The organism is Mesorhizobium sp. L48C026A00 (assembly GCF_000502375.1).
Taxonomy (GTDB): Bacteria; Pseudomonadota; Alphaproteobacteria; order Rhizobiales; family Rhizobiaceae; genus Mesorhizobium; species Mesorhizobium muleiense.
Genome location: NZ_AYWU01000002.1, coordinates 73,472 through 98,548, shown reverse-complemented (window position 1 = coordinate 98,548; position 25,077 = coordinate 73,472). Strand labels below are relative to the sequence as shown.

The window sequence follows — 25,077 nt, the reverse complement described above, 5'->3', positions numbered from 1 at the left end:
AGTGACCGATGCAATCCAGAGCTGGAGACATGAAAGACAGCGGACGGAGCGATGAGATCATCGCTTTGCAGTCCGCTGAGAGTGGAATGCAGGTTGGCCGGGCCCTTCTCCATGCACTGCACAATGCCGGTATTTCGGTTCTCTATCAGGATCGCGAGATGAAAACCGTCTGGGCCCGCAACATGCGCCCGCCCTGGATTGCCGACACGGGGATTTCCGGCACGGGGGTTTCCGACACGGGGGGTTCCGACACGGGCGACGGCATCGGCATCCTGCCGCTTGCGCAGGAGGAGCGCATCGGCGCGGCCAAACGCAAGGTCGTCGCATCCGGCAATCCGGAACATCTTGAGTTCAGCATTCCGGCCGACGATGGCGTCCGCTGGTTCCAAATATGGGTGGACGCGGATCATGACGACGGCGGTGCCGTGCAGGGCGTCGTCACCACCATGGTCGAAACGACCGAGCAGAAACGTCGCGAGCAAACCCTGAAGACGCTGCTGCGCGAGGTCAGCCACCGTTCGAAGAACCTTTTGGCGATCATCCAGAGCATCGCCACCCAGACCAGCCGTTATTCGGACACGCTCAGTGATTTCCTGACGCGCTTTCGCGGCCGGCTGCAGTCGCTTGCCTCATCCCAGGACCTGGTGACCTCGTCCAACTGGCGGGGAGCGGCACTGCGCGAACTGGTGTCCGGCCAGGTCGGCCGCTATGGCGCCGACCCTGTGCGCAGCCTGCGTTTTCGCGGTGCAAACCCATACCTCAATCCCAATGCGGCCCTGCATATCGGCTTGGCCATGCACGAGCTTGCCGTCAATTCTGTCAGCTACGGCGCTCTGTCGCGAGCCGACGGCTTCGTCGAGGTGACGGCCGATCTGACGGCCGCTGCCGCTGGCGAGACCGCGCTGTCGCTGACATGGGCCGAGGCCATCGGAGCCAATGACAATCAGCCCAGCGAGAAGCGCTTTGGCAGCGTCGCGCTCGAGCGCGTCGTGCCTGCATCGTTGAACGGCACGGCGAAACTTGAAATCAGCGGGGATCGTCTCGAGTACCATCTCGTCGTTCCTCGCAGCAATTTCGAGACGGATTGAACGGGCAACAGCCGAGCCCAAGAGAGGTGGCCGAGGGGGGTTGGGGCCAAGAGGGGTGGGGATTGATACCAGCCGCGCCGGCTTTAACCATCTGTTCACCATAAGGTTCGATGCTGTTTTTCTCAGGCACCACTCCGCACGACGTTTTCGATCGTAGTTTGCTGCGCACTACAGGAGAAATGGCTTTGACGGTTGCCGACATCAACAGGCTGGAACAGGCCGCACGCGTTTCGATGAGCGGGTTTCAGGATATCGAAGCATCCGCAATGCGGTCGCCCCGTGATTCCCTGCCGATTCCCGGCCTCGCCGCAATCGGGCTAGCTGCAGTGGTCGTCCTGGCCGCCGCGTTCCAGTTGGTCTGATGCATTCGCGCAGAAGCAGGCCCCTCGGGCCTGAACCAAGGGTGTGCAGTGGTTTTGCGATAACAATTTTAAGCAAAGCGTCGGACGCAAAGCGGCCGGCGGCTCGTGCTTGCCTGATGTCGGCCTGTTCTCCATGGTCGCGCGGGCCTGTATCGCCGGAACTTTGGCGGATGTGGCCCGTTCTATGGCGGGAGGACCGTCGCCATGGAACATATCGCTGCCGTGCTGCTGGTCATCGGCTGTTCGAACACGATGACCGAGTGCCGCGAACTGCCCGTATCGGTGAGCGTTTTCGAAACCGCTCAGGAGTGCACCGCGGCGCGTCCGTTTGCCATGGGCGATGTGCAGGGTCAGGCTCCGCGCATCATTGCCAAATGCCTTTCCGTCGATCCGGCACTTGAGGATGACTACGACCGGATCGTCTGGAACGTACGCCCGGACGGCACCCTCGACGCTTCCGTGGAGATTTCCGACCTCGAGCTTGCCTCGAGCGGCGCGCGCCCCGAAAAAGATTCTCTTAGCCAACAATGAAATCGAGCAGGGCAAAACACTTTTTCGCGTGATAAATGACGGGCGGAGCTACAAGTGAGGACAAAGGCGAGGAGTGACCCTATGCGGAAGATGATTATTGCCATGGTTGCCGCAATCGCGGTCAGCGGTTGCAGCACCACCGAACAGGATGTCGGCATCGGCGCCGGTGTCGGCGCTCTGGCCGGCGGCCTGATTGACGGCGGCAAGGGTGCGCTGGTGGGCGCAGCCATCGGTGCCGGTACCGGCCTGCTGGTGCGCAACCTGCGCAATGGCTATTGCCAGTACCGCGACAACCGTGGACGTCTGTTTACGGCGCGCTGCTGATCCGTTTCAAACGCAAGAGGCATTGGAAGCGGAGACCGGACGAGCCGGTCTCTGTTTACTTGGACGCTGTATTTTGGGACGCTGTATTTGGCACGCTGTATTTGGGGCGCTGCATTTGGGCGCCTTTGAAATCGGTCGGTTTGCGGCAGTGTTTCAGTCCGACAGCGGGATCCTGATTTCCACGCTTAGCCCGCTATCGTGAAAATCGCGATTGATCGTACCGCGCAATTCGCGCGTCACGTTCAGATCGATCAGCTTGGTGCCAAAACCTGTTTTGACCGGTGGTTCGAGCTTCTTCTTGCCGGCTTCGCGCCAGTTGAGAACCAGCGTTCGGTCGCTCCTGTGGCCTTCGACCGACCAGTCGACCTTGAGCGACCAGTCGCCGTTCCTGGTAATGGCCGAATTGCCGGTTTCGCCATATTTTAGCGCGTTCGTCGCCAGTTCGTGAAAGGTCAGGCCGAGCGCTTGCGTCGTCGTCTCGTCGAGCAACACCTCTGGCCCCGACAATATCCCGTCGGGAAGCTCCTTGCCGAACACCTGGCCAAGCTCGATGCGCAAGAGATCGCCAAGATCGGCCTTCTGCCAGCGCGAGCGCGTCAGCATGTCCTGGGACGCCGCCATCGCTTGCAGCCGAGCCGAAAAAGAGGACGAGAACTCGTGGACGTCGGTGGCGTGCGACGCCGTCTGGCGCGCAATCGCCAGCACCCGCGTGATCGAGTTCTTGATGCGGTGCTTCATCTCCTGCAGCATCAGGTCTTTTTCGAGCAGGCTTTTTTCCGTCGTCTCATGAAGCAGCGAGACCGCGTCATAGGCCCGCTCCTGATAGCGGGCCACCAGCGCGATGGTGCCCGCGAGCAGCAGCCCGAACAGGCCGAGCATCACCGGAATGGCGCGCGAGGACGGTTGCGAGAAGGCGCTTGTCGGCCTGAACAGGACGGTCCATGGACGTCCGGCGATGGTGAGTTCGCGAGAAACCAGTAACCTGTCGCCGAAGCCCGACGCCGGCGGCGTTTCCGACTGGAACAAAAGATGGTCGGCATCCACCTTGCCGTCATAGATTTCGATGTTGACCGGCAGCAGCGGCGTCCGGCTGAGCGCGGTCTGGAACAGGTCGCGGGCGCGGAACGCCGCATAAAGCAAGCCTGTTGTCGAGGATCTGGACGCATCGATGCCGTCCGCCGCGGTTTCGATGTTGAGCCGCACGAAGACCAGGAAGCCGGTGAAGGTCTGCGCAGCACCTGTTTCCTGGCCTAGCTGCACGCGCCCGCTCGCGTGCTGCTGGTTGTCGGCCATCGCCCTTTCGATCGCCTCGCGCCGCACCGGTTCGGTGAACATGTCGTAGCCGATCCCGGATTGATTGGAAGGGTCCAGCGGCTCGAACAGCGTGATGGGCGCACGCCATGGCAGCGTCGTCGTGGCCGGATAGATCGCATCGCTGACGCCATAGTCGTGCAGGATGGCACGCTCGACCGCTGCCTCGTCGCCGGCTCTCACCAGCCGGAGAAAGCCGATGCCGCGCAGGCCAGCGAAATTGTCGTTGATACCCAGCGCATCGAAGAACGCCTTGAACTCGCCCCGCGAAATGTCACCATTGCGAGCCTCGAACAGCGCATGTGTCGATCGCAGCAGTGACAGATGCAGGTCGATGCGGCTATCGATCCGGTTGAGGGCGTCGTCCGCCGTCGCCTCGAATTTGATGCGCGCCGCTTCCTGGGTGGCGAAATAGGCGAATCCCGCCATTGTCAGGCTGATCAGCGCGACGGCAATGAACGCGACGATCGGGAAGAACTTCTTCAAATTGCTGCTGCGACCCATGGTTTCCCATCTTATGGGCAACTCCCCGTGGCAACACAATGGCGCGGCCAAACCATCATGACGGCTGGCATATCACATGACAGGTATTTGACGCTTCAGGCGGCGATCTTCAGCGCGCCTGGTCCCGGAATGGCGCCGGGCGGGCACTTGCCCAGAATGATCATGCCGAGCACCTCGTCCTGGGTGACGTCGCCGGTGCGCGCCGTTCCAACGACCCGGCCATTCTTCATGACGCAGACGCGGTCGGCAAGCTCGAAGACATCGTGGATGTCATGGCTGATCAGGAAGATGCCGATGCCGTCGGCCTTGAGCTGCATGACCAGTTCGCCGACCTGCGCCGTTTCCTGCGGTCCCAGCGCCGCCGTCGGCTCATCCATGATCAGGATGCGGGCGTTGAACAGGATGGCCCGCGCGATCGCCACCGACTGCCGCTGGCCGCCCGAAAGCTTGACCACCGGCTCCTTGAATCGCTGGAAGCGGGGATTGAGCCTGCCCATCACCTTGCGCGCCTCGGCCTCCATGGCGCCATCGTCGAGCGTGCCCCAGCCGGTCATCAGCTCGCGGCCGAGGAACAGGTTGGCGGCGGCGTCGACATTGTCGGCGAGCGCCAGCGTCTGGTAGATCGTCTCGATGCCGTATTTCTTGGCGTCGCGCGGATTGGCGATCGAAGCCTCCTCGCCATTGACGAAGATTTGGCCCGAATCGCGCTTGTAGGCGCCGGACAGGATCTTGATCAGCGTCGACTTTCCCGCACCGTTGTGGCCGAGCAGCGCCACGACCTCGCCCGGGAAAAGGTCGATCGACGCATCGTCGACGGCGTGAATGCCGCCGAAGGCAATCGAGATGTTGCGCATGTCGATCAGTGGCGTGGGAGCAGTCGTGTCAGCCATGATCGTCCCTTTCCATGGTTTTGCCGAGCATGATGTTGGACCGAAACGGATGTCCACTTTTCGCTGACGCGGACCTTCGGCTCGGGATCATGCTCAGACCCGCTTGCGGTAGACTGTGTCGAGCCAGACGGCGACGACCAGCACGGCGCCGACGACGACGCTCTGAAGCGGCGAATCGATGCCGAGCAATACCATGCCGGACTGCAGCGACTGCATCAGAAGCGCGCCCAGCATGGCGCCGAGCACAGTGCCGGAGCCGCCGGCCAGCGACGTGCCGCCGATGACGGCTGCTGCGATCACCAAGAGTTCGTCCAGCGTGCCCAGCGCATTGGTCGCCGCATTGAGGCGGGCCGAAGCAATTGCCGCGCTGATCGCGGCCAGAACGCCCATGATCATGAACACTTTCATGGTCACCCAGCGCGTGTTGATGCCGGCGAGTTCCGCCGCTTCCGGGTTGCCGCCGATGGCAAAGACGTAGCGGCCGAAACGGGTGCGCCGGGTGATGAAGGTCATGACGATGCCGACTGCGACCGCGATCAGCACCGGTATCGCGATGCCATGGGCGATGAACAGCCCGCCTTCGGGGATGGTGATGCCGTTCCGCTGGGCGTATTGGCGAACGATGCCGATCGGCCAGGGGTAGGAATTGGCGATCCAGACGGCGCCGAGGATGGCGGCGCAGGCGACAACACCAAGCAGGCTCTCCGCCCAGACCGGGCGCAACGGAAACTTGAAGCGCTTGCGCTGCGACCGGCCGTTGAGCAGCATCAAGGCGACGGCCACACAGGCGAGAATGCCGACGATCCAGCTCGCGGTCGCCCCGATCGAGCCACGCGGCCCGCCACCCATGAGCTGGAACGTGGCATCGAGCGGCGCGACGGTGCGCCCGCTCGTCATCAGCCACGCCATGCCGCGCCAGATCAGCAGGCCGCCCAGCGTCACGATGAAGGCCGGAACCTCGAGATAGGCGATGATGAAGCCCTGAAGCGCGCCGATCATGAGGCCGAGCACCACGCCGGCAGCCAGTGCGATGACCCATATCCAGGGATTTCCAAGCTGGAATCCCATGACGCGGATGAGGAATTCTGCCTGCGCAACGCCCATCACCATGCCGATGACGCCTTCGACGGAGCCGACCGAAAGATCGATGTTGCGCATCACGATGACCAGCACCATGCCGGTCGCCATGATCGCGACCGAGGAAGTTTGCACCGACAGGTTCCAGAGATTGCGCGGCGTGAGGAAAAGCCCACCCGACAGGATGTGGATTCCAACCCAGATGATCAGCAGCGCGCCGACCATGCCGAGCATGCGTATGTCGAGCTCGGTTGCCTTGAGGAAGCGGCCGAAGGGGCTGAGCTCGGATTCACGCGCCCGGTCAGCAACCGGCGTGTTGGAAATCGTGTCGGTCATGATGTCCTCCCACCGTTGCCGTCTGCCGCGGATGCCGGAAGCAGCTTAGAAATTACCCGCGAGACGCGGAAAAACAACTCTTTTGAAAAAAACGCCGCGGCGTGAAGCCGCGGCGTTTCAGGTTTTTTGGCGAAGGCGGATCAGTTGCAGACCGGGACGGTGCCCGCCGCCACGCCGGCGCAGACCTCTTCCTGCTTGATCCAGCCGGCGTCGATGACGACGTTGAGATTGTCCCTGGTGATGGCAATCGGCGTCAGGAACAGCGACTTGACGACATTGCCGCCCGGCGTGGTGAAATCCTTGACACCGGCAATGTCTGTCATCGGCTTGCCGTCGGCCAGCTGCGAGGCGATCTCGGCGGCGTTCTTGCCGAGCTCGCGCGCGTCTTTCCACACCGATACGGTCTGTGTGCCGAGCGCGATACGGTTCAGCGCGGCATGGTCGCCGTCCTGGCCCGAAACCGGGACGGATCCGGCCAGGCCTTGCGCCGTCAGCGCCGCGACGACGCCACCGGCGGTGCCGTCATTGGCGGCAACCACCGCATCGACCTTGTTGTCGTTGGCGGTCAGGAACTGTTCCATGTTCTTCTGGGCGTTGGCGGGAAGCCAGCCGTCCGTATAAGCCTCGCCGACATTCTTGATCTTGCCGCTGTCGATGGCATCCTTGAGCACTTCCATGGAGCCGGCGAACAGGAAATCGGCATTAGGGTCGGCGCCCGAGCCCTTGATGAAGACGTAATTGCCTTCCGGCGCCACCTTGAACACTTCGCGGGCCTGCATGCGGCCGACTTCCTGGTTGTCGAAGGTCAGATAGAAGACGTCCTTGTTCTCGATCAGCCGGTCATAGCCGACGACCGGAATGCCTTCGTCCAGCGCCTTCTGCACCGCCGGACCGATGGCCGAGGCATCCTGCGCAAGGATGATCAGCGCGTTGGCGCCCTGCGAGATCAGGCTTTCGACGTCGGTCAGCTGCTTGCCGGGATTGGACTGTGCGTCAGCGGAAATATACTTGTCGCCGGCGGCCTCGATCGCCGCTTTCATGGCGGCTTCGTCGGTCTTCCAACGCTCTTCCTGGAAGTTCGACCACGAAACGCCAATGACCTTGTCCTTGGCCTGCGCGACCGACGCGAGCGTCAGCGACATGGCGACCCCCGCCAGAATGGCGGCTGCGAATCTCTTCATGATATTCCTCCCTGCGCCGCGTAGGGCGCGACCAACTGGCCCGAAGGCCGGCACAAAGGCTCTATTTTTTCGAGCCTCGAAAAAATACTGGTCCAACGCCGAAGCACTGTCAACACCAATTCTGATGTCCTGTCGGGCTTTTTTTCGAGGCTCGGAATAAATAATGACAGCCCCTTCTGCTTCTGCCAGTATTTGTCCGACATACCGACGGCTTCCGATTCATGAGCGGCCGCGGCAATGAGGAGGAAACAAAAAATGTCGGTGGGAATCCGTCATGACGATCTGCGCCGGCGCAACCGGGCGATGGTGATTTCGGCCGTGCGCCGGGCAGGCCAGCCGTCGCGGACCGAGATCGCCGCGACCACCGGCCTCAGCCATTCGACCATATCGGCGATCTCTGCCGACCTGATCCAGGAAGGCATCCTGGCCGAGAGCAAGGCGAGCGAGACGGTTTCGCTGAAACGCGGCCGGCCGCAGGTCGGCCTCAGCCTCAATCCGCAAGCCGCTGCGGTGTTGGCCGTCGTGTTGTCGCTGAATTTCCTGTCGGTCGCCGTCATCGATTATGCCGGACAAGTGGTCGCCGAGGAACAGCGCCGGCTGGACACGCTGACCATGTCGCGTGACGCGCTGATCGACGAATGTGTCGCCATCGTCCGGCGCCGGCTCGAAGATCCCGACCTCGATGTCCAAAGCGTCGCCCGCATCGCGCTGGCGATCCAGGGCATCACCGATTCCCACGCGCGCGCCATGTTGTGGTCGCCGATCACGCCGCAGACGAACATCGCCTTCGCCGACATTCTGGAACGCGAGTTCGGCATCCCGGCCATCATGGAGAACGACTGCAACATGATGGCCGTGGCGCTGCGCTGGCGCCACCCGGATCGCTACCGCGACGATTTCATCGCCATCCTGCTCTCGCACGGCATCGGTATGGGGCTGGTGCTGAAGGGCGAGCTGTTCACCGGCACCCACTCCTCAGGCGGCGAATTCGGCCACATGATCCATCGGCCGGGCGGCGCGCTTTGCCGCTGCGGGCGGCGCGGCTGCATCGAGGCTTATGCCGGCAACTACGCCATCTGGCGCAACGCAAGGCTGTTGAGCGAGAACGCCGAGCCGGTCGCCGATGTCAGCGACGCCGACATGCGGGCCTTGGCGGCCCGGGCGCGCGAGATGGACGGACCGGAGCGGGAAGCCTACCGCAAGGCCGGCGAGGCGCTCGGCTTCGGGCTCGGCAGCCTGTTTGCGCTGATCGATCCGGCGCCGGTGGCCATGGTCGGCGCCAGCGCTGCCGCCTTCGACCTGATTGAGCCGGCGTTGCGCGAGGCTATCGCCCAGACCGCCGGCGGCCAGCATTCGGGTTCGATTTCCTTCGACACCGAGCCGAACGAGCTGCCGCTGATCCGCGAAGGCTGCGCCATGCGGGCGCTAAGCTTCGTCGATCAGGAGATTTTCGCGCCGAGCATCCAGGCACGAGCCGGCTCGGTCGGAAAGAACGTGGCTTGAAGGATTCCCGGGTCGCGACTTGGGGTGTGTTGAGATTCAGGTCAGGCCGAGTCGAGAATGGTGGGTTCCGAGAACCGGAGCGGAGCGTACTTTTGGGTACGTGAGCCCGCGCATGACCCCGAAATCGAGGTCGATTTCGGAAAGGTCGTGCGCAAAATCAAAGTTCTACAGCGTGCTTTGCGTGCCCAACAGGGCGCGCGGCGCTGTAGGTAAGCGCAGGTATCAGCCGTTCGCAGGCCGGCATCACCTGAATATCAGCACATCCCCTAGTCTTCCCTGATAGCATAGCCCGCGCCGCGGATGGTGCGGATGACATCGGGCATGCGACCATTGTTGACCGCCTTGCGCAACCGGCCGACATGGACGTCCACCGTGCGCTCGTCGATGTAGATCGTCTCGCCCCAGACATTGTCGAGCAACTGACTGCGCGAGAAGACCCGGCCGGGGTGGCGCATCATGAATTCGAGCAGCCGGAATTCGGTCGGCCCGAGCCGGATCTCGCTCTTCTTGCGATATACCCGGTGCGATTCACGATCGAGCATGATGTCGCCGACCTTGAGCACGCTGGACAGCACTTCCGGCTTGGCGCGGCGCAGCAGCGCCTTGACCCTGGCCATGAATTCCGGTGTCGAGAACGGCTTGACCAGATAGTCGTCGGCCCCGGTCGAAAGGCCGCGCACCCGGTCGCTCTCCTCGCCGCGCGCGGTCAGCATGATGATCGGCAGCCGCTCGGTTTCGGGGCGCACCCGAAGGCGCCGGCAAAGCTCGATGCCGGAAACCGCCGGCACCATCCAGTCGAGCACCAAAAGATCGGGCACGTTTTCCTGCAGCCGGATTTCGGCCTCGTCGCCGCGCGTCACCACCTCGACCTGATAGCCTTCGGATTCAAGATTGTAACGGAGGAGGACGCCCAGCGGCTCTTCATCCTCCACCACCATGATGCGCGGCGCGATCATCGGCCGGTCACTCCTGTCATGTCGCCGGCGCCGACATCGTCGTTTCGTCGAGCTTCGGGCGATCCGCCGGCAATTGCTGCCCGGTCACGACAAAGTAGGCGTTTTCGGCGATGTTGGTGACGTGATCGCCGATACGCTCGAGATTCTTGGCGCAGAACAGAAGGTGCGTGCAGGCGGTGATGTTGCGCGGATCCTCCATCATGTAGGTCAGGAGCTCGCGAAAAACCGCCGTGTATTTCACGTCGATCTTCTGGTCGTCGGCGCGCAGTTCCTTCAACGCGCCGGCATCGCGCGACACATAGTGCTCGACCACGCCGCGCAGCTGCACAAGAACGAGGTCCGCCATCGCGTCGATACCGTGCGACAGATTACGCGGCGTCGCGCTCTGCCCGACTGCGCTGACCCGCTTGGCTATGTTCTTGGCCAGATCGCCGATGCGCTCGAGATCGCCCGCCATGCGGATTGCGCCAACCACGGCGCGCAGATCCTGCGCCATCGGCTGCCGCTTGGCGATCAGCGTGATGGCGCTGTCATCGAGTTCGCGCTGCCTCGCATCCATGATGGCGTCGTCCGAGACGACGCGCTGCGCCATCGCATTGTCCGACGCAAGCAACGCGCGGATCGAGGCCGCGACCATTGCGGCGGCGAGCTCGTCCATGTCGCGGATCAGCCGGTCGATGTGCTCCAGTTCCTCGTCGAAAGATGCGACGGTGTGTTCACCCATGGTGCTGTCCTCGTGTTCGAAATTCGCCGGACCGCTCAGCCGAACCGGCCGGTGATGTAGTCCTGGGTGCGCTTGTCGTCGGGGTTGGTGAACATCTTGTCGGTCGCGCCCTCCTCGACCAGATAGCCGAGATGGAACATCGCCGTGCGTTGCGACACGCGCGCCGCCTGCTGCATCGAATGGGTGACGATGACGATCGTATAGTTCTGGCGCAGTTCGTCGATCAGTTCCTCGACGCGGGCGGTGGCGATCGGATCGAGCGCCGAACAGGGCTCGTCCATCAGGATCACTTCCGGCGACACCGCGATGGCGCGCGCGATGCACAGGCGCTGCTGCTGTCCGCCGGACAGTCCGGTACCCGACTCGAGCAGGCGATCCTTGACCTCGTTGAACAGGCCGGCCTTCTTCAGGCTCGATTCGACGATGCCGTCCAACTCAGCCTTGCTCCTGGCCAGGCCGTGGATGCGCGGACCGTAGGCGACGTTTTCGTAGATCGACTTCGGAAACGGATTCGGCTTCTGGAATACCATGCCGACGCGAGCTCGCAGCTCGACGACATCGATTTTCGGATCGTAGACGTCCTCGCCGTCGAGCGTGATCTTGCCGCTCACCCGCGCGATATCGATGGTGTCGTTCATTCGGTTCAGGCAACGCAGGAACGTCGACTTGCCGCAGCCCGATGGCCCGATCAACGCCGTCACCTGATGCTCGCGGACATCGAGATCGACGTCGAACAGAGCTCGCTTCTCGCCGTAGTGAACAGAGACCTTTTCGCCCTTCATCTTGATCGAAGGGGCGTTGGTTGCGCTGCTCAGTTTCTGCTCGACGCCGGCTTCCGTCATGATGTTCATATCCTCTACTCCTTACCAGCGCCGCTCGAAGCGCCTGCGCAGTATCACCGCGATGGCGTTCATGATGACCAAAAACACCAGCAAAATCAAAATCGCCGCCGAAGTCTTCTGCTGGAATCCCGCTTCCGGGAAATCCGCCCACATGAAAATCTGCACCGGCAGGATCGTCGCGGGATCGGTGAAGCCGCCGGGAATGTCGACGATGAAGGCGACCATGCCGATCATCAGCAACGGCGCGGTTTCGCCGAGCGCATGCGCCATTCCGAGGATGGTGCCGGTCATGATGCCCGGCATCGCCAGTGGCAGGACGTGATGGAATACGGTCTGGACCTTGGACGCTCCGATGCCAAGCGCCGCCTCGCGGATCGAAGGCGGCACGGCGCGCAGCGAAGCGCGCGAGGCGATAATGATGATCGGCAGGGTCATCAGCGCCAGCACCATGCCGCCGACCACCGGGGCTGAGCGCGGCATGCCGAAGAAATTCAGGAATACGGCAAGTCCAAGCAGGCCGAAGACGATCGAAGGCACCGCCGCCAGATTGTTGATATTCACTTCGATCATCGTCGTCAGCCGGTTCTTGGGCGCAAATTCCTCAAGATAGATCGCCGCTGAAACGCCGATCGGGAAGGCGATTGCGAGGGTTACGATCATGGTCAGGAACGATCCGACGACCGCGCCCCAGACACCAGCCAATTCCGGCTCGCGGCTTGCGCCGGTGAAGAAGAAGATCGAGTTGAACCGGCTTTCGATCAGGCCGGCGCTCTTCAGCGTGTCGAGCCAGACGATCACCTTGTCCGAAATCTTTCGCGATGCTTCCGGCGTCTCGATGACGCGCAGGAATGCCTGGCCGCTCGCGGCGGGCGCCGTGCTGTCCAGCGCCTCGATCACCGTGCCTTTTGCGATCACCGTGCCGTTGGCCGCAGACGACAGCGAGGTCAGCTTGACCGTGCCGCCATTGAACGCGACCAGCAGCGACGACGCGCCGCTCGTCAGCGTAAACATGCCGTTTTCGCCCTCGGTCGCACCATGGCCGCGCGCCAGCGCCAGCATGGCATCGTCGCCGAAGGTCAGATCGATGTCGCCGCTGGTTTCCGAAGGCGTGACGCTTGTCGAAATCGCTTCGTCCGAACCGACGTCGGCAAGCAAACCCTTGAGATAGAGGTCGGCAAAATCGTCAACTGGAACCGCATAGTCCACCGTTCCTCCGAGCATCCCCGGATCAGCCGCAATATCCTTGCGCAGGAACACGCCTGTGCCGGTGGAAATCAGCCCGCGCAGAAGGCGCTTGTCCTGGCGGCTCTTCACATCCGGAAATTTTGCCGTAAGCGCTTCCTGAGCGATGGCGTCGTAGTTCACTTCGTCGAGTTTCGCCGGGTCGACCTTGGCCGCTGAAAGATCGATCGGCAGCGTCACATAGTTCTGCCGCAGCGCCGGAATCGCCTGCGTGACGATCGTCGACAGGAGCAGCACAAGGAACAAGCCGGCCAACGCGACAGCTGCGGCGCCGAGCCATTTGAACCATTTTTCCGTGCGGTAGCGGCCCTTCAGCCGCGCCTTCGCGGCATCGTCGGTATGAACGCTGACCGGCCGTCCGACGCCGCCGAATGACGAGATCGCATCAGTCATATTGCTCTCGGTATTTCTGGACGACGCGCAAAGCGACGATGTTGAGGGTAAGCGTGATGCAGAACAGCACCAGGCCGAGTGCGAAGGCTGCAAGCGTCTTGGCGCTGTCGAACTCCTGGTCGCCCACAAGCAGTGTCACGATCTGCACGGTCACGGTGGTGACCGCTTCGAGCGGATTTGCCGTGAGGTTTGCCGCCAGCCCCGCCGCCATGACTACGATCATCGTTTCGCCGATTGCGCGGCTGACGGCAAGCAGCATCGCCGAAACGATGCCCGGAAGGGCAGCGGGAAGGACCACCTTGCGGATGGTTTCCGACTTGGTCGCGCCGAGGCCCGCGGAACCGTCTCTCAGGGATTGCGGAACGGCGTTGATCACATCGTCGGAAAGCGAGGAAACGAAGGGAATGATCATGATACCCATGACCACGCCTGCGGCGAGCGCGGATTCAGACGCGACGTTGAGGCCCAGGCTTTCGCCGATACCGCGGAAGTAGGGCGCAACCGTCAGCGCGGCGAAGAAGCCGTAGACGACGGTCGGAATGCCGGCGAGGATTTCCAGAACCGGCTTTGCGACCGCGCGGACGCTTTTGGAGGCGTAATCCGAAAGGTAGATCGCAGCCATCAGCCCGATAGGCGCAGCCACCAGCATGGCGATGAAGGTGATGAGCAACGTGCCGGCAAAGAGCGGCACCATGCCAAAAATGTCCTCGTTGACCGCCCCGGCCTCCGCTCCCGCGCCGGTGAAGGCGCTCTGCGGCGACCAATGCGTGCCGAACAGGAACTTGTAGAACGGCACCTGTTGGAAGAACCGCAGCGACTCGAAGATCAGCGACAGGACGATGCCGATCGTCGTCAGGATCGCGACCACCGAACAGGCGATCAAGAATGCGCGAAGAACGCGCTCGACCACGTGGCGCGCCCGGTAGGCCTGTGCGATGCGTGAATAGGCCCAGTAAAATCCGGACGCGGAAAGCACGAGCGCGACGGTCCAGATGATCCAGGTGCTGGTCGCATGGACCGATTTGTAGAGCGCGGCGGCCGCCTCTTTCGTTGGATCGGCAAAGCCGACAAGCCCGCCAAAGGCCATCGCGCGAGCGTCGCGGATGAAAGCTTCGACCTGCGGGACGCCCATTCCCGACAACTCGGAGGAGAAGCGGTCGGTAACGATCGACGATTCAATTCCTGGCGTCACCAGCGACCACAACACGATCGCAAGCAGCGCGGGACCGGCAGCAAAAAGCGCCAGAAACATGCCATGCTGGCCAGGCAGCGAATGCAGTCGCGCGACGTTGCCATTGACGCTGGCAATGGCGCGGGTCCGGCCGAGCCAATAGGCAGCAGCGGCCAGAACCACCAGAAGAACAACGAGATAACCGACCATGATTCGGGACGTCCCCTCGACCGCCGGTCATTCACCGGCTCAAAGCACGGGACCTATGGTCCCGCGCTTTGTGCTTTAGGATATGAGGGGTCAGAGCGGTACGCTCGGACCCCCGAAACATCAGGAGCCCATGCCCTTCAGGGCCTTGGCGTTTTCGGCCGACTTGGCGCGCTCGGCGTCCGGCAGCGGGATCAGGCCCTTGTCGGCCAGATAACCATCAGGACCCCATGCAGCCTCCGAGGTGTACTCGGCGATGAACTCCTGCATGCCGGGGATGACGCCGACATGCTCTTTTTTGGCATAGACAAAGAGCGAGCGGGAAACGCCGTAATCGCCGGATGCGATGTTCTCGAAAGTCGGCTCGACGCCATCGACCTTGTGGCCCTGCAGCTTGTCGGCGTTCTGGTCAAGGAACGAGAAGCCAAAGACGCCGAAGGCGTTGGGGTTGGCTTCCAGCTTCTGGACGATCAGATTGTCGTTTTCGCCGGCCTCGACAAAAGCGCCGTCTTCGCGGATCTCGCCGCAGCCCTTTTCATTAGCCGCCTTCACTTCTTCCTGGCAGGCCGCATCCATGACGAGCTCGACGAATGCATCGCGCGTGCCGGAAGTCGGCGGCGGGCCAAGCACCTCGATTTTTGTCGCGGGAAGCGATGCATCGACATCCGACCAGTTCTTGTAGGGGTTGGGGACGACCTTGCCGTCAACAGCGACGTTCTTGGCGAGCGCCTTGAAAACCTGTTCCTTGGTCAGATCGACGACAGTCCCTGCCTTCGAGTTGGCCAGTACGATGCCGTCGAAGCCGACCTTGATCTCGACCGGCGTCACGCCGTTTGCTTTGCAGGTTTTAAGCTCGCTATCCTTGATGGCGCGCGAGGCATTGGTGAAGTCGGCGGTGTTTTCGCCGACGCCCTGGCAAAACAGCTTCATGCCGCCGCCGGTGCCAGTCGACTCGACGACCGGGGTCTTGATCTTTCCGCTCTGGCCGAGCTTTTCAGCGACAGCCGTCGTGAAGGGGAACACTGTGGACGAACCGACGATTTGAATCTGGTCGCGCGCGGCGGCATAACCAGCCGACGCGGCGAGCGCAAGCGCCGCGGCCGACGCCGTAAGGAGGAATTTTTTCATGTGGCCTGCTCCTGTTCGGAAAAATGGTCTCTCGGCGCCATTCCTTCGGCGCCCGCTGAGGCCATAGCCCCCGATTATTACAGTCACATGACAGTTTGATGTCAGCCCGGTAACCGCCGCACAGCCCTGTCAAAAGGAAGGGCCGCGGGTCTCGCCGGTACGGCCGTGGTTTGCCGCTGGAATCAGCAGCTTGCGCGAATTGCGGCCGGCATTTGCCTGGACAGGCGAACAACTGGCGCCGAAAAAGAAAATCCGGGCGGAAGCGCGTTGCATGCGGCCAAGGAGGTCATGGCCGTGCCATCGCCGAAGCAGGTCCGTTGGGGTAAATCTGACCCTGCTTCTTGCCGGCGGTCGCTGCTCCCGCCCGTAACTGGAGGAGCGGAACTCGAATGCGCTTATTGTTCCAACCGGACGCATGCTTTGGTATGGTGCGATCGCACCATAGTCTTGTCGCAACGCGTCGCCGAATCGGCTGGACCTGATAGGCTGACGTGGCTATCTCGCGCTTGGATTTCCCGTCCGCGGACCTTTTCGAGCAAGGCGCCGCCTGGGGCTAATGGGCTTAGGGCTGATGGGCTTGGGCAGGCAATCGTACATGCCCGACCCAATCGCGCCGAAGTCGCGCCAGGGACGCTGCGGCACTTTGATTTTTGCGCATGATCCCCAGCGAAATCGATTCCGATTCTCCGGGTCATGCGCTAGCCTTGCCCGCAGTGTATTCCGACGGTTGTCGGTAGAACCGAAGCCGCGTTATAGATCCCGCAAGGGTGTTGCCGATGTTGCGACGGATCCTGCCTTTTTTCGTGTGCCCGATGCTGCTGCTAGGGGGCGGCTGCTCGCGCAGCTACGACGGCACCGTCGTCATTCCAAGGCCGCTCGATGTCCGGCGGTTCTGGGACCGGCCGCAGCAGCAGGCGCAAGCCGAACAGCCGCAGTTGCTGCAGACCGATGTCTTTCCTGCGGCGCCCGAAACGCCGGAAACAGCGGCGGCCCGCAAAATCGACACCTCCGCGGCGCCGAGAAGGAAAATCGCCAGGATTGCCAAACAGCCGCCGACGCCGTCATCCGAGCCGGCGAAACCGCTCACCTGCAGGAACGTCAGCCAACCCGGAAAACGGGTCCGCATGGTCTGCGAATAGCCAGCCGGCATTCAAGCGCTAGCAGCTAAAAAGATGCGCCGCCTTGAAAACGTTGCTGCGCAGCTGCCGCAGCGGTTCGGTCAGACGCGCAGGCCGAAAGCATGAGCCGAGCTGGTGGGTTTCGGGCTGCCTGATCGGCGTTACCGCCAGCCGCGTTGAACCTTATCCGGCCTTCGACGTTAAACAGCCATTGCAGCGCCGCGCGTCGCTTTGGACGCACAACACACGCTGTAGCGTTTTGATTTGGCGCATGGTCCTTTCCGAACCGAAGGCAGCGGAGCGGAGATCGATCCCGATCCCTGGGCGCTGGATGGTCAAAGGAGACCGAACACATGTCGATCCACTTCATTGTCTCGGACGTGACCAGAAATCTGTTTCACTTGCCCGGAAATCTGCTTCACTCGCCCAGAAGTCTGTTTCACTCGCTGAGAATGGACCATGAGCGCGCGCCGAGACCTCTCAGTCCTGAGCAAAGTCTTTTGCTGGAATGCTATCTGGCCGGTCAGATTCCGGAATCGGCCTGGAGCGACTACGTCTTCGAGACGCCGGAATTAGCACGCCATGTCAATGCGAGACGCGGGCAACACTGATATCTGGTGAACCGGTCCGATCGCTCAAGGTGACGCCACCGAACAACGCTTGGCTGAATCGGCGGCCCGATCAGCGTGCCGTTGCGCTTGAAGCTGAGGGTGCCCGACGACAATAGCCCTCCAGACAAAAAGGCCGGCACATGGCCGACCTTTCCTTCCACCTCGACCGCGCCAGTACATCCGTGGTCACGGGTTGGAGGTGAATTGCCGACCAGTAGATAGGGATTTGGTGAACGAATCCTTAACCGACGGGAACCGCTCGTCGACGCGTCGTGGCCAATCTGATTTGCGTCTTCGTGATCAGTGCAGAAAGTCGTCTTTAAATGCGGCACATATTATTAATCGTTGTACACCAACGTGTTAGCTTATGAGGCATATCGAAGATGCATGTCGCGCAAAAGCATGCCCTCGGGCCTGACCCGAGGCTGCGCAGCGTTTTTGCGATAACGACATGCATAAAAACAAGAACTTAAAGCGCGTCGCATTGGATCCGTTCAGCCGCAACGCGCTTTAGCCTATTCTGGAAGTCGACTTATGGCCGTGCTTGGCGCTCTCCCTCCTGGCGTTCACTGTCGACCAATTCGCGAAGCAGATTGGCAAGGAGTGGTCGACTGCCTGTGCCGGGGGTTTCCGAAGCGTGACCGGAGTTACTGGATACAGGCGCTGACCCGTTTGTCGCAGCGGCCTCCCGTCGCCGAGTTCCCACAATACGGCTTGGCCTTGGAGAAGGCCGATCGGATCGTCGGCGTTGTGCTGACCCTTTATACCCGTTATCCCGGGCAGGAAGGCGACGAAGTCCGCTGCAACCTTTCAAGCTGGTCCGTCGATGCAGAATTCCGTCCCTATGGCGCCAAATTGGTCACGACGATTCTCAAGCGAAGGGACGTGACCTACACCAATATTTCGCCGGCGCCCGCAACGTTGAAAGCCAACTGGGCGCTCGGTTTTCGGCCCTTCACCACCGGACAATTTGCCTTCTTGCCGGCTTTTAGTTCGGCGCAGCGGTCATGTCGCGTGCTTGAAGCTCGTCCCGATCTTGCGGAAATGGCGATGCTGTCCGACAGCGAGAGGTACATACTCTCGGAACACTCAGCACTTGGCTGCCGGTCATTGATTTGCATTTGCGACGGAGCAGCGTTTCCTTTCGTATTGATGCCGCGCCGGATATTGCGCGGTCTTATCCCATCCTATCAGATCGTCTATTGCCGCTCCCTCGCGGATTTGAGCCGGTGCGCCGGTGCCATCGGGCGCTTTCTCTTGCGAAGCGGCATCCTGCTTTGCGTCGTCGACGCCAGGGAGCCGATTGGAGGTCTGTTCGGGTGGTACCGCGCCAACAGCGGGCTGAAATATTTTAGGGGTCCCAGACCACCCTCGCTTGGAGATCTGTCGTTCACCGAGCTTGTAATGTTCGGTCCCTGAACGACAAGCGCAGCATCAGTCATGCCGCACCGCTTTGCAGCTGAAATGGCAAAAGCGAACCCCCGCCTCTCGGGGCGAGGGTTCCTTTTTGAAAACGACGATCTGCTACTGAACAGGGGCTGTCTGAGCTGGCGGGGTTGCGGGTGCCGGCGTCATCGTGTCGGCTGGAGGTGGCGGCAATTGGCCAGCGGTCGTCGCCTGCGTTCCTCCCGATTGAGTTTGGTCACACGCCGCCAGGGCAGCAAGCGCCAGGCCGAACGCGGCGAATAAGGGTAGTTTGCGGGTCATATATAGTCCTTCCATGGACGCCACCCGCGCTGGCCCCATCATCGGGATCGATGCCCGCAGGTCAACCGTCGCTCCTTCGTCGACGCTTCAAACATTCTTACGTCCGGTAAAAGGCGGCGGGCCCTCGGGCTCGGTTTAGATCGGCCTGGGCAAGCAAAACCGTGAGAGTGAAAGCCTCACGCGCCTGCCTGCGACTTCACATAGGCGATATAGCCGCGCACGTCAGCCGCCGGCTCGGCATAGGCCTTGCCGAGCTTCTTTTCGATCGCCGCCATATACTCCTTCGCCCATTGCGGCAGCGCGTAGTCGATGGCGGCCAGGAATTCGAGCGTCGCCGCCAGGCGGATGTCGGCGATCGACGGGTACTTGCCGCCGATGAACGGCTTGCCGTTCCTGAAGAAGCTGTGAAAGACCTCCAGCGGCTCGGCTATCGCTGCTATAGCGGCCTTCTGGGCTTCCGCCTTCTTGTCGGGATGAGCGTCGCTGTGGCCGACCTCGCCGGCATATTGCGGGAAATTCAGCGCAGGATAGGTGGCGCGCGCGACATAGGGGTAGAGCGTGCCGATCAGGTAGAACATGGCGCTGTCGATCATCGCCCGCTTGGCCGGCGCCTTGGGATATAATTTGTCCAGCCCGTGCTTGTTGGCGAGATACTGCATGATGGCGCAGCTTTCCCACAACACGCCCCTGGGCAGGCCCTTGTCCTCGATCATCGGGGTCAGATGGGCCGGGTTTCGCGCCATATACTCGGGCGAGCGCGTGTGGCCCCATACGTCGGTCTCGGAATGGTCGAGCCCGGCCGCGCGCGCAAACACCCGTACGCTCATATTGTTGACGCTCGGCTTCAGCATGCTGAGCATCAGTGCAGACTTCTTTCCTGATTTCGCCTTGGTCTTCCGCGCCGATTTCGCGGACGCCTTGTCTGCAGGTTTTGCGGCGGCTTTCGTTGCCGACTTGGCGGAAGCGCCTGACGCCTTGGCCGCAGGCGTTGTCGCCTTGGCCGCAGGCTTTGTCGCCTTGGCAGCTGGTTTCGTAGCGGCCTTGGCGGCCGGCTTCTTCGCACTTTTCGTGGTCGTCTTTGCCATTGTGTTCCTCCCTTTTTTGGCCTGTCGTCAGTATGGATTTTTCGGCGCGCGGTCTTCTGACAAGGTCGCACGGGAGCGCTCGACCAGCGCCTGGATCGCGTCGGCGAGATGCACTTCGGCGATTGCGTAGTCGCCGCGCGCGACGCGAAGCTTGTGCGCCTGCATCAGCACGTCGGCATGGGTAAATCCCGCCGGCGGCTCGAAACGGTAGGAAGCGAGCTCGATCAGCAGGCCGAGCGGATCCTCGAAGTAGATCGAATCCATAAAACCGCGATCCTTGACGCCGCTGTGCTTGATGGCGCGCTCGTCGAGCCGGGCGACCGCCTGCAGGAAGGTGACCCGCGACACCGCAAACGCGATGTGATGGACGCAGCCCGGATCGGTCGGCGTGCGCCGTTTGACCGGCGTGCGGCTCTCGTCGGTGAAGATGGTGATCAGCCGGCCGTCGCCCGGATCGAAATAGAGGTGGCTTTCGCTGGCCTTGTCGAGGTTGGGCTGCTCGAAGATGAAAGGCATGCCAAGCACGCCTTCCCAGAAATCGATCGAGGTCTGGCGCGCGGCGCCGACCAGCGTGATGTGATGGACGCCTTGCGATTGCAGCTTCTGCATTGGCCGTCTCCCTGGCAGCCGGATGTCGTCGTCGTGTTCACCTCGCCCCGGTGCCGCTCGCAGTTGTGCTGCCTTGTGCCTGACACGAGGATTATCAGGAGATGCTAAATCAACCGGTGACGATGCGCCAGAAGCCAGGCCACATAGGGACGCTTGCATTGGAAGGCCATGGGTAGCGCAAACGGTAGCTAAGCGCTGCGAGCCTTTCGGCCGCCCTCAAGCTCGATGATTCTTTGAGCCGCCTTCGCGATAAAGCCGGACCGGGTATAACCGTGCGCCTCGGCAAAGGCGTCAATTTGGCTTGGAACATCTTCAGCGAGCGTGATGTTGACGCGGACAGCTTTCTTGGCCTCGGTCTTCACCGCAACCAAGATTGCGACGCCGTCTCGATTATCGGCGTCGGCCATGACATCTTCCAAGCTGGAGGGTTCTGGAATGGCTTCGCCATCTTCCACAAGCCCTTCGATGTGAAGGGCAAGGGCCTCCTCAGCCATAGCACGAGCGTCGTCCAGATCGGTGCCGGCGGTGACAACGCCGGGAAAATCAGGAAAGGACACACCGAAGTCGCTGCCGGTACCGTTACCGCTTCGGCGGATTGTAAGACCACTGGCAACGGTGGCAGGCCATTGCGAGGACGATAACAAGTCTGCAACGGCCTTAGAATCAAAACCCCGCTCCGGCGGGGTTTTGTGTATCGCCGCCTGACTATCCCTTCTTCGGTAAGAGGTTATCGCCTCGCGTTCTCCGCCAGAGGCGCGGGCTTTTTCAAAATGACAGTTCATAAAGTCCGTGGGCCTCATGAAGGGGCCTGGTGATCTGGTGAGCCAGTTATCCGATCCCCCGCTCAGAAATTTCTACCAAACATTCCGGCCCCTAATGCAACCATTCTGTGACCTGCGAGTTGCGGCCCTTGGGCGGGTTGGGACATGCAGACATGGCAAAGCGTGATGCAGCGGGCCATAAGACCCTTGCCGACGCCGTTCGGGAGCTGATCGGCACCGAAGACAATCGTCATCACGTACACAAGCTGCTTGGGCTGGAGGTCGAACCAGAACTGCCGCCAACTCTGGCATCATTGTTTGAGGCAATCGGCAAGGCCGGGCGGGACGAAACTCCATAGCTGCCCTTACGGGTCCTGCTAAGGGGAGCCCGCCGCCGTTGAGGGACAAGCGACGAGCCCACAGCGGCTGTGCTTCCACGGAGAACTGACCGCCGCAATTCTAAACACGCGCGAGTTCGTGAAGACCGAATTGGTCGGCGTCAGCTATGCCTGCAACAATGTCCGAGGTGCATCCGAGCAGCTGGTCCAAGCGGGGACCCAAGTGGAAACGTGCATCGGCCCTCTGCCCTTCAAGCCTTAGGTGGCGAGGAGGAGGGGTACTATGGCCATGAAGCTCTCACTTTAGTTCGCATGAGCCTGTTGGCCCGGATATTCCGACCCCTCCTTTTGACCCCGTTGAACCCGCTCACCCGAATTGTCTATCCGAGCTAGCTCAAGCGGCCGATTTGGGGGCGATCTTTATCGGCTACTAATGACCTGTCGCTTGACGCTGGGTTGGGTGGGCACGCGCGTCAGGCCGGAGTGTAGGCTGGGGTACGGAAGTCGCAATCTTTGAAGGCCCGTCCCCGGCCGCACTCTTGAGACACCCGCCCGGGTGGCCTTTGGGGCCGGCACTAGCCGGTGTAAGACTGACAGGGTGCCCAAGGCTCCGCTGTCTGGGTCCTGTCATCGCTCAGTCACTATTTAGTTGTGCTGCCACTGCACCCCGCGAAGGCAGCTCAAAGCAGCGGGGACTAACCCCAAGCCCCCCACCCGGTCCCCGCTGCTCATTTCACGCCAGGCTCTTCGGACGTCCAGCCCCTTAGACCGAGCAACGCGGCGTCAGCCTCGATGCCGTCGGGCAGTGTTGACTGGCGAGCGGTCAAAATTTTACATTAGAAACTTGGAACATAAGTGAGGCAGAGAACATTGTTGGCGCCATGGACAAGAACGATGGCGACAATCTTCCTGAGGGGTTTCCGGGCAACCTGCCCGAGGATCCAGTGATCCGAGCCGATATCGCGAAAAGAATTTCGAGAGAAGCTGAGAGTAAAATTGGGCCGCACGGTTTGGTGGTCACGAAGGCCCAGGCGGGATCGCAATCTGATCGAGGAACTGGAAAGAGCTGACCCCGCCCTCGACAGCCAGCCGTCCGTGCTTCCGTTCCTGGTTCTGTATGTGCTCTCAATGTTGGGCTTGGCATGGTACGCCCTCGCTGGCAGGTATTTTCTATAGCGCCTGAGTTTCCGTTACGCACGGCGAAGGTGTGCACGTCGCAGCCCGAGCTTTGAGTAGCGAGAGCGAGAGTCAATGGGCGGCCCAGCAGTCAGTTGGAGTTGGGCGGGTGGCCGCTGGGCCTGACCGGCGAGGGGGCGTCTGCGGGACGGTCGCCGGCTACTTCTACGATAGGCGGCTAAAAGCATCATTTGTAATTTAGTAAAATGGTCACGTTCCGTTCCCCTGGCTGTCAAATCGGATGAGCCTAGAGTCAATTTGGTGCCTAAAAGAGTGAGTGCCGGCGCTGGCACAAGGGGCCGCCAGGACGCGCGAGGTGCTTCGGCGGTGTAGGACAGCGGCCAGCGGGAACGCACGCTGGCGAGGCTCTGTACGGCACGGAAAAACCACGGCGCCCGTGGGCCTGTCCCACAGTGGGTCATTTGCTGCTGGCACCGCAATTGCATGGTCAGCATCGGGGCGAGTGGGGGGCCCGCCGCTTCGCAAATGGAGCGGCGGGGCTTTTTGCAGTTCAGCCATCACCGCAAGTTCGAGCGGCCCGACAGCCACTATTGGGGGTGACCAACAGCCGGCCTCCGGGCCTAACCAGCAAACGGGGTAGGTTCGCCGGCTGGGAAGACTGTAGGCCGCTCAAGCATCGCTGCTAACTTAGCAAGACGGCTGTGTTCGGTTCCTCTAGCCCTCAAATCGGATGAGCCTAGACTCGGTTCCATGAGTGGGTGTCGGGCAGGCTTGTTCAACGCTTTAGTCAGAACGCGCATTTCTTGTATTTAAAGGCACCAACCATCGCATCAAAGCGCTCAAAGTGGGTTGCGTCGATGATGCGGAATGACCATGAAAAGTTCCGGGATACAACAGCGTCCGCACAGGTTAATAGGGCGGAGAAGCGGTCGTTCTCCTCGTTGACTTGCGAGATCGTGCAGGCGCCCCCAACCGGGCCCTTTGCCTTGTTGCCGGTAATGATGAAACCGTTCTCGGACGAATAGGTACGGTCCTTGAAGCGGACTTTCCCCTGGATCTTCTCGAACACCCTCGTGCAGTCGGCGCGTTCCCCGACCCAGACGCCTTGCAAAACCTCAAGAGCATCGGCCCATGCTACGGATGCGCTAGCGGCGAAAAGTGCCGATCCCAGGAGCAGTGCTGCCTTCGAACGATTGGACCGCCATCTCAGTGCTGCTATGACGAGGTGCATCAGGAATCTCCAAAGCGGTTTCAGTTGATGCCCCTCCAACCGCAAAAGCGGAAGTCACTAGAAAGCTTTTACCGGCAGAATGTTGAACGACTAAGGCCACTAGCTTTGGTTCGATGCAAGCTTCCTCCGAATTGCGCTAATGGCGTTGACGATCGCCTCCGCTGCCTGGCGGTCGAGCGCAACATCCAGGCGGCCTTCTGTCGTCTGGTTGAGAGGATTCCGAGATTGCCGATCTTGTCCGTGACCGTTCCGACATGAATCTCTGTCGGCACATAAGGCGGCTTTTCCATAGGACCCATCGCTTACCTCCTGGTAGCGGTGTGCTGCTGGAGATCTCTCCTTTGACAACTCCCAAGGGCAGCATCGCGCCGATCTGGCGCAAAGGCAAGCCAGAGCAATCCGCATAAAGGGTTATCGGCATAAAAGTGTAGTTTCAAGTGCAAGGGCGCGCTGACGATTTCCGCGTTATTTCTTCCTCAACCTCACCCCGGCGCCGCCGCCGTTCTCCGGGATGAACTCGATTCGCCCCTTAGTCATCATTGCTGGCGTCCATGTCACGGCTGTTTGATGCAGAACAGACGCAGATGGCGGCCGCCCGTGAGGCATGTTGCTACAATCCTGCCGTTTGCATCTGATTGGAGTGCCGGACCACTCGCTGAGATGCTTCGGCCGGCATCAGAGAAGCAGTAGGCGCTCAGCAGGAGTTCGCC

The 25,077-nt window shown here is 61.4% G+C and carries 24 protein-coding genes; 10 read left to right on the top strand and 14 right to left on the bottom strand.

What is annotated here, in order from left to right:
- The first annotated feature begins 8 nt into the window (after positions 1-8).
- From X738_RS47570 to X738_RS47555, 4 genes are all read left to right on the top strand, one after another.
- Complete coding sequence (locus tag X738_RS47570; RefSeq protein WP_023797106.1) at positions 9-1,088, top strand: sensor histidine kinase; 1,080 nt, start codon at positions 9-11, stop codon at positions 1,086-1,088.
- A 110-nt stretch (positions 1,089-1,198) separates the two neighbouring features.
- Positions 1,199-1,450 (top strand): hypothetical protein, encoded by a 252-nt coding sequence (locus X738_RS85880; RefSeq protein WP_198032772.1) that lies wholly within the window; start codon positions 1,199-1,201, stop codon positions 1,448-1,450.
- Between the two features lie 204 nt (positions 1,451-1,654).
- Positions 1,655-1,981: a hypothetical protein gene (locus X738_RS47560; protein ID WP_023797104.1), complete on the top strand. Its 327-nt coding sequence runs from the start codon at positions 1,655-1,657 to the stop codon at positions 1,979-1,981.
- Between the two features lie 81 nt (positions 1,982-2,062).
- Positions 2,063-2,305, top strand: coding sequence for a YMGG-like glycine zipper-containing protein (locus tag X738_RS47555; protein WP_023797103.1), 243 nt, complete (start codon positions 2,063-2,065; stop codon positions 2,303-2,305).
- Positions 2,306-2,458: 153 nt separating this feature from the next.
- Here X738_RS47555 and X738_RS47550 read toward each other — a convergent pair whose 3' ends face one another.
- From X738_RS47550 to xylF, 4 genes are all read right to left on the bottom strand, one after another.
- The gene (locus tag X738_RS47550; protein ID WP_023797102.1) at positions 2,459-4,102 is read right to left on the bottom strand and encodes a CHASE domain-containing protein; all 1,644 of its coding nucleotides are present in this window, start codon (positions 4,100-4,102) and stop codon (positions 2,459-2,461) included.
- Positions 4,103-4,215: 113 nt separating this feature from the next.
- Positions 4,216-5,010 (bottom strand): ATP-binding cassette domain-containing protein, encoded by a 795-nt coding sequence (locus X738_RS47545; protein WP_023797101.1) that lies wholly within the window; start codon positions 5,008-5,010, stop codon positions 4,216-4,218.
- A 93-nt stretch (positions 5,011-5,103) separates the two neighbouring features.
- Complete coding sequence (locus tag X738_RS47540) at positions 5,104-6,423, bottom strand: sugar ABC transporter permease (RefSeq protein ID WP_023797100.1); 1,320 nt, start codon at positions 6,421-6,423, stop codon at positions 5,104-5,106.
- Between the two features lie 140 nt (positions 6,424-6,563).
- Complete coding sequence (gene xylF, locus X738_RS47535) at positions 6,564-7,604, bottom strand: D-xylose ABC transporter substrate-binding protein (protein WP_023797099.1); 1,041 nt, start codon at positions 7,602-7,604, stop codon at positions 6,564-6,566.
- A gap of 255 nt (positions 7,605-7,859) precedes the next feature.
- Between xylF and X738_RS47525 the strand changes: the two genes are divergently transcribed.
- Positions 7,860-9,107: an ROK family protein gene (locus tag X738_RS47525; protein ID WP_023797097.1), complete on the top strand. Its 1,248-nt coding sequence runs from the start codon at positions 7,860-7,862 to the stop codon at positions 9,105-9,107.
- Positions 9,108-9,373: 266 nt separating this feature from the next.
- Here the strand turns inward: X738_RS47525 and phoB are convergent, their stop codons facing one another.
- The 6 genes from phoB to X738_RS47495 all read right to left on the bottom strand — a co-directional run bounded on the left by phoB (position 9,374) and on the right by X738_RS47495 (position 15,770).
- Positions 9,374-10,063, bottom strand: a complete 690-nt coding sequence (gene phoB / locus X738_RS47520; RefSeq protein ID WP_031254097.1) for a phosphate regulon transcriptional regulator PhoB — start codon at positions 10,061-10,063, stop codon at positions 9,374-9,376.
- Positions 10,064-10,079: 16 nt separating this feature from the next.
- Positions 10,080-10,787 carry a phosphate signaling complex protein PhoU gene (gene phoU, locus X738_RS47515; RefSeq protein WP_023797095.1) on the bottom strand — a complete coding sequence of 236 codons (708 nt, stop codon included), beginning with the start codon at positions 10,785-10,787 and terminating at the stop codon, positions 10,080-10,082.
- Between the two features lie 35 nt (positions 10,788-10,822).
- Positions 10,823-11,638, bottom strand: a complete 816-nt coding sequence (gene pstB, locus X738_RS47510) for a phosphate ABC transporter ATP-binding protein PstB (RefSeq protein WP_023797094.1) — start codon at positions 11,636-11,638, stop codon at positions 10,823-10,825.
- A 12-nt stretch (positions 11,639-11,650) separates the two neighbouring features.
- On the bottom strand, positions 11,651-13,264 hold the full coding sequence (gene pstA, locus X738_RS47505; protein WP_023797093.1) for a phosphate ABC transporter permease PstA: 1,614 nt from the start codon (positions 13,262-13,264) through the stop codon (positions 11,651-11,653).
- Positions 13,257-14,645 carry a phosphate ABC transporter permease subunit PstC gene (pstC, locus tag X738_RS47500; protein ID WP_023797092.1) on the bottom strand — a complete coding sequence of 463 codons (1,389 nt, stop codon included), beginning with the start codon at positions 14,643-14,645 and terminating at the stop codon, positions 13,257-13,259. The genes pstA and pstC overlap by 8 nt, the downstream gene beginning before the upstream one ends.
- Before the next feature lie 120 nt (positions 14,646-14,765).
- Positions 14,766-15,770: a PstS family phosphate ABC transporter substrate-binding protein gene (locus tag X738_RS47495; protein ID WP_023797091.1), complete on the bottom strand. Its 1,005-nt coding sequence runs from the start codon at positions 15,768-15,770 to the stop codon at positions 14,766-14,768.
- A 776-nt stretch (positions 15,771-16,546) separates the two neighbouring features.
- On the opposite strand from X738_RS47495, the gene X738_RS47490 reads away from it, so the two are divergent.
- From X738_RS47490 to X738_RS47485, 3 genes are all read left to right on the top strand, one after another.
- A complete protein-coding gene (locus tag X738_RS47490; RefSeq protein WP_023797089.1) occupies positions 16,547-16,909 on the top strand; it encodes a hypothetical protein in 363 nt (120 codons plus the stop codon).
- Between the two features lie 332 nt (positions 16,910-17,241).
- A complete protein-coding gene (locus tag X738_RS82100; protein WP_023797088.1) occupies positions 17,242-17,499 on the top strand; it encodes a hypothetical protein in 258 nt (85 codons plus the stop codon).
- A 534-nt stretch (positions 17,500-18,033) separates the two neighbouring features.
- Complete coding sequence (locus X738_RS47485; protein ID WP_023797087.1) at positions 18,034-18,918, top strand: hypothetical protein; 885 nt, start codon at positions 18,034-18,036, stop codon at positions 18,916-18,918.
- Between the two features lie 464 nt (positions 18,919-19,382).
- Here the strand turns inward: X738_RS47485 and X738_RS47480 are convergent, their stop codons facing one another.
- The 3 genes from X738_RS47480 to X738_RS47470 all read right to left on the bottom strand — a co-directional run bounded on the left by X738_RS47480 (position 19,383) and on the right by X738_RS47470 (position 21,496).
- Positions 19,383-20,291, bottom strand: a complete 909-nt coding sequence (locus X738_RS47480; protein ID WP_023797086.1) for a glutathione S-transferase family protein — start codon at positions 20,289-20,291, stop codon at positions 19,383-19,385.
- Between the two features lie 27 nt (positions 20,292-20,318).
- Positions 20,319-20,900 (bottom strand): VOC family protein, encoded by a 582-nt coding sequence (locus tag X738_RS47475; RefSeq protein ID WP_023797085.1) that lies wholly within the window; start codon positions 20,898-20,900, stop codon positions 20,319-20,321.
- Between the two features lie 188 nt (positions 20,901-21,088).
- On the bottom strand, positions 21,089-21,496 hold the full coding sequence (locus X738_RS47470) for a type II toxin-antitoxin system HicB family antitoxin (RefSeq protein ID WP_031254093.1): 408 nt from the start codon (positions 21,494-21,496) through the stop codon (positions 21,089-21,091).
- Between the two features lie 338 nt (positions 21,497-21,834).
- Here X738_RS47470 and X738_RS47465 point away from each other — a divergent pair, with 338 nt between their 5' ends.
- On the top strand, positions 21,835-22,020 hold the full coding sequence (locus tag X738_RS47465; protein WP_023797083.1) for a hypothetical protein: 186 nt from the start codon (positions 21,835-21,837) through the stop codon (positions 22,018-22,020).
- 860 nt (positions 22,021-22,880) lie between these two features.
- The gene (locus X738_RS84500) at positions 22,881-23,069 is read left to right on the top strand and encodes a hypothetical protein (RefSeq protein ID WP_156942542.1); all 189 of its coding nucleotides are present in this window, start codon (positions 22,881-22,883) and stop codon (positions 23,067-23,069) included.
- Between the two features lie 854 nt (positions 23,070-23,923).
- Here the strand turns inward: X738_RS84500 and X738_RS47460 are convergent.
- Positions 23,924-24,367 (bottom strand): hypothetical protein, encoded by a 444-nt coding sequence (locus tag X738_RS47460; RefSeq protein WP_023797081.1) that lies wholly within the window; start codon positions 24,365-24,367, stop codon positions 23,924-23,926.
- Between the last annotated feature and the right edge of the window lie 710 nt (positions 24,368-25,077).

What these genes read in the sequence shown, in the direction of transcription:
- X738_RS47570 (WP_023797106.1), top strand. Translation starts at nt 9, where the DNA reads ATGCAATCCAGAGCTGGAGACATGAAAGACAGCGGACGGAGCGATGAG.
- X738_RS85880 (WP_198032772.1), top strand. Translation starts at nt 1,199, where the DNA reads ATGCTGTTTTTCTCAGGCACCACTCCGCACGACGTTTTCGATCGTAGT.
- X738_RS47560 (WP_023797104.1), top strand. Translation starts at nt 1,655, where the DNA reads ATGGAACATATCGCTGCCGTGCTGCTGGTCATCGGCTGTTCGAACACG.
- X738_RS47555 (WP_023797103.1), top strand. Translation starts at nt 2,063, where the DNA reads ATGCGGAAGATGATTATTGCCATGGTTGCCGCAATCGCGGTCAGCGGT.
- X738_RS47545 (WP_023797101.1), bottom strand. Translation starts at nt 5,010, where the DNA reads ATGGCTGACACGACTGCTCCCACGCCACTGATCGACATGCGCAACATC.
- X738_RS47540 (WP_023797100.1), bottom strand. Translation starts at nt 6,423, where the DNA reads ATGACCGACACGATTTCCAACACGCCGGTTGCTGACCGGGCGCGTGAA.
- xylF (WP_023797099.1), bottom strand. Translation starts at nt 7,604, where the DNA reads ATGAAGAGATTCGCAGCCGCCATTCTGGCGGGGGTCGCCATGTCGCTG.
- X738_RS47525 (WP_023797097.1), top strand. Translation starts at nt 7,860, where the DNA reads ATGTCGGTGGGAATCCGTCATGACGATCTGCGCCGGCGCAACCGGGCG.
- phoB (WP_031254097.1), bottom strand. Translation starts at nt 10,063, where the DNA reads ATGATCGCGCCGCGCATCATGGTGGTGGAGGATGAAGAGCCGCTGGGC.
- phoU (WP_023797095.1), bottom strand. Translation starts at nt 10,787, where the DNA reads ATGGGTGAACACACCGTCGCATCTTTCGACGAGGAACTGGAGCACATC.
- pstB (WP_023797094.1), bottom strand. Translation starts at nt 11,638, where the DNA reads ATGAACATCATGACGGAAGCCGGCGTCGAGCAGAAACTGAGCAGCGCA.
- pstA (WP_023797093.1), bottom strand. Translation starts at nt 13,264, where the DNA reads ATGACTGATGCGATCTCGTCATTCGGCGGCGTCGGACGGCCGGTCAGC.
- pstC (WP_023797092.1), bottom strand. Translation starts at nt 14,645, where the DNA reads ATGGTCGGTTATCTCGTTGTTCTTCTGGTGGTTCTGGCCGCTGCTGCC.
- X738_RS47495 (WP_023797091.1), bottom strand. Translation starts at nt 15,770, where the DNA reads ATGAAAAAATTCCTCCTTACGGCGTCGGCCGCGGCGCTTGCGCTCGCC.
- X738_RS47490 (WP_023797089.1), top strand. Translation starts at nt 16,547, where the DNA reads ATGTTGCGACGGATCCTGCCTTTTTTCGTGTGCCCGATGCTGCTGCTA.
- X738_RS82100 (WP_023797088.1), top strand. Translation starts at nt 17,242, where the DNA reads ATGTCGATCCACTTCATTGTCTCGGACGTGACCAGAAATCTGTTTCAC.
- X738_RS47485 (WP_023797087.1), top strand. Translation starts at nt 18,034, where the DNA reads ATGGCCGTGCTTGGCGCTCTCCCTCCTGGCGTTCACTGTCGACCAATT.
- X738_RS47480 (WP_023797086.1), bottom strand. Translation starts at nt 20,291, where the DNA reads ATGGCAAAGACGACCACGAAAAGTGCGAAGAAGCCGGCCGCCAAGGCC.
- X738_RS47475 (WP_023797085.1), bottom strand. Translation starts at nt 20,900, where the DNA reads ATGCAGAAGCTGCAATCGCAAGGCGTCCATCACATCACGCTGGTCGGC.
- X738_RS47465 (WP_023797083.1), top strand. Translation starts at nt 21,835, where the DNA reads ATGGCAAAGCGTGATGCAGCGGGCCATAAGACCCTTGCCGACGCCGTT.
- X738_RS84500 (WP_156942542.1), top strand. Translation starts at nt 22,881, where the DNA reads ATGGACAAGAACGATGGCGACAATCTTCCTGAGGGGTTTCCGGGCAAC.
- X738_RS47460 (WP_023797081.1), bottom strand. Translation starts at nt 24,367, where the DNA reads ATGCACCTCGTCATAGCAGCACTGAGATGGCGGTCCAATCGTTCGAAG.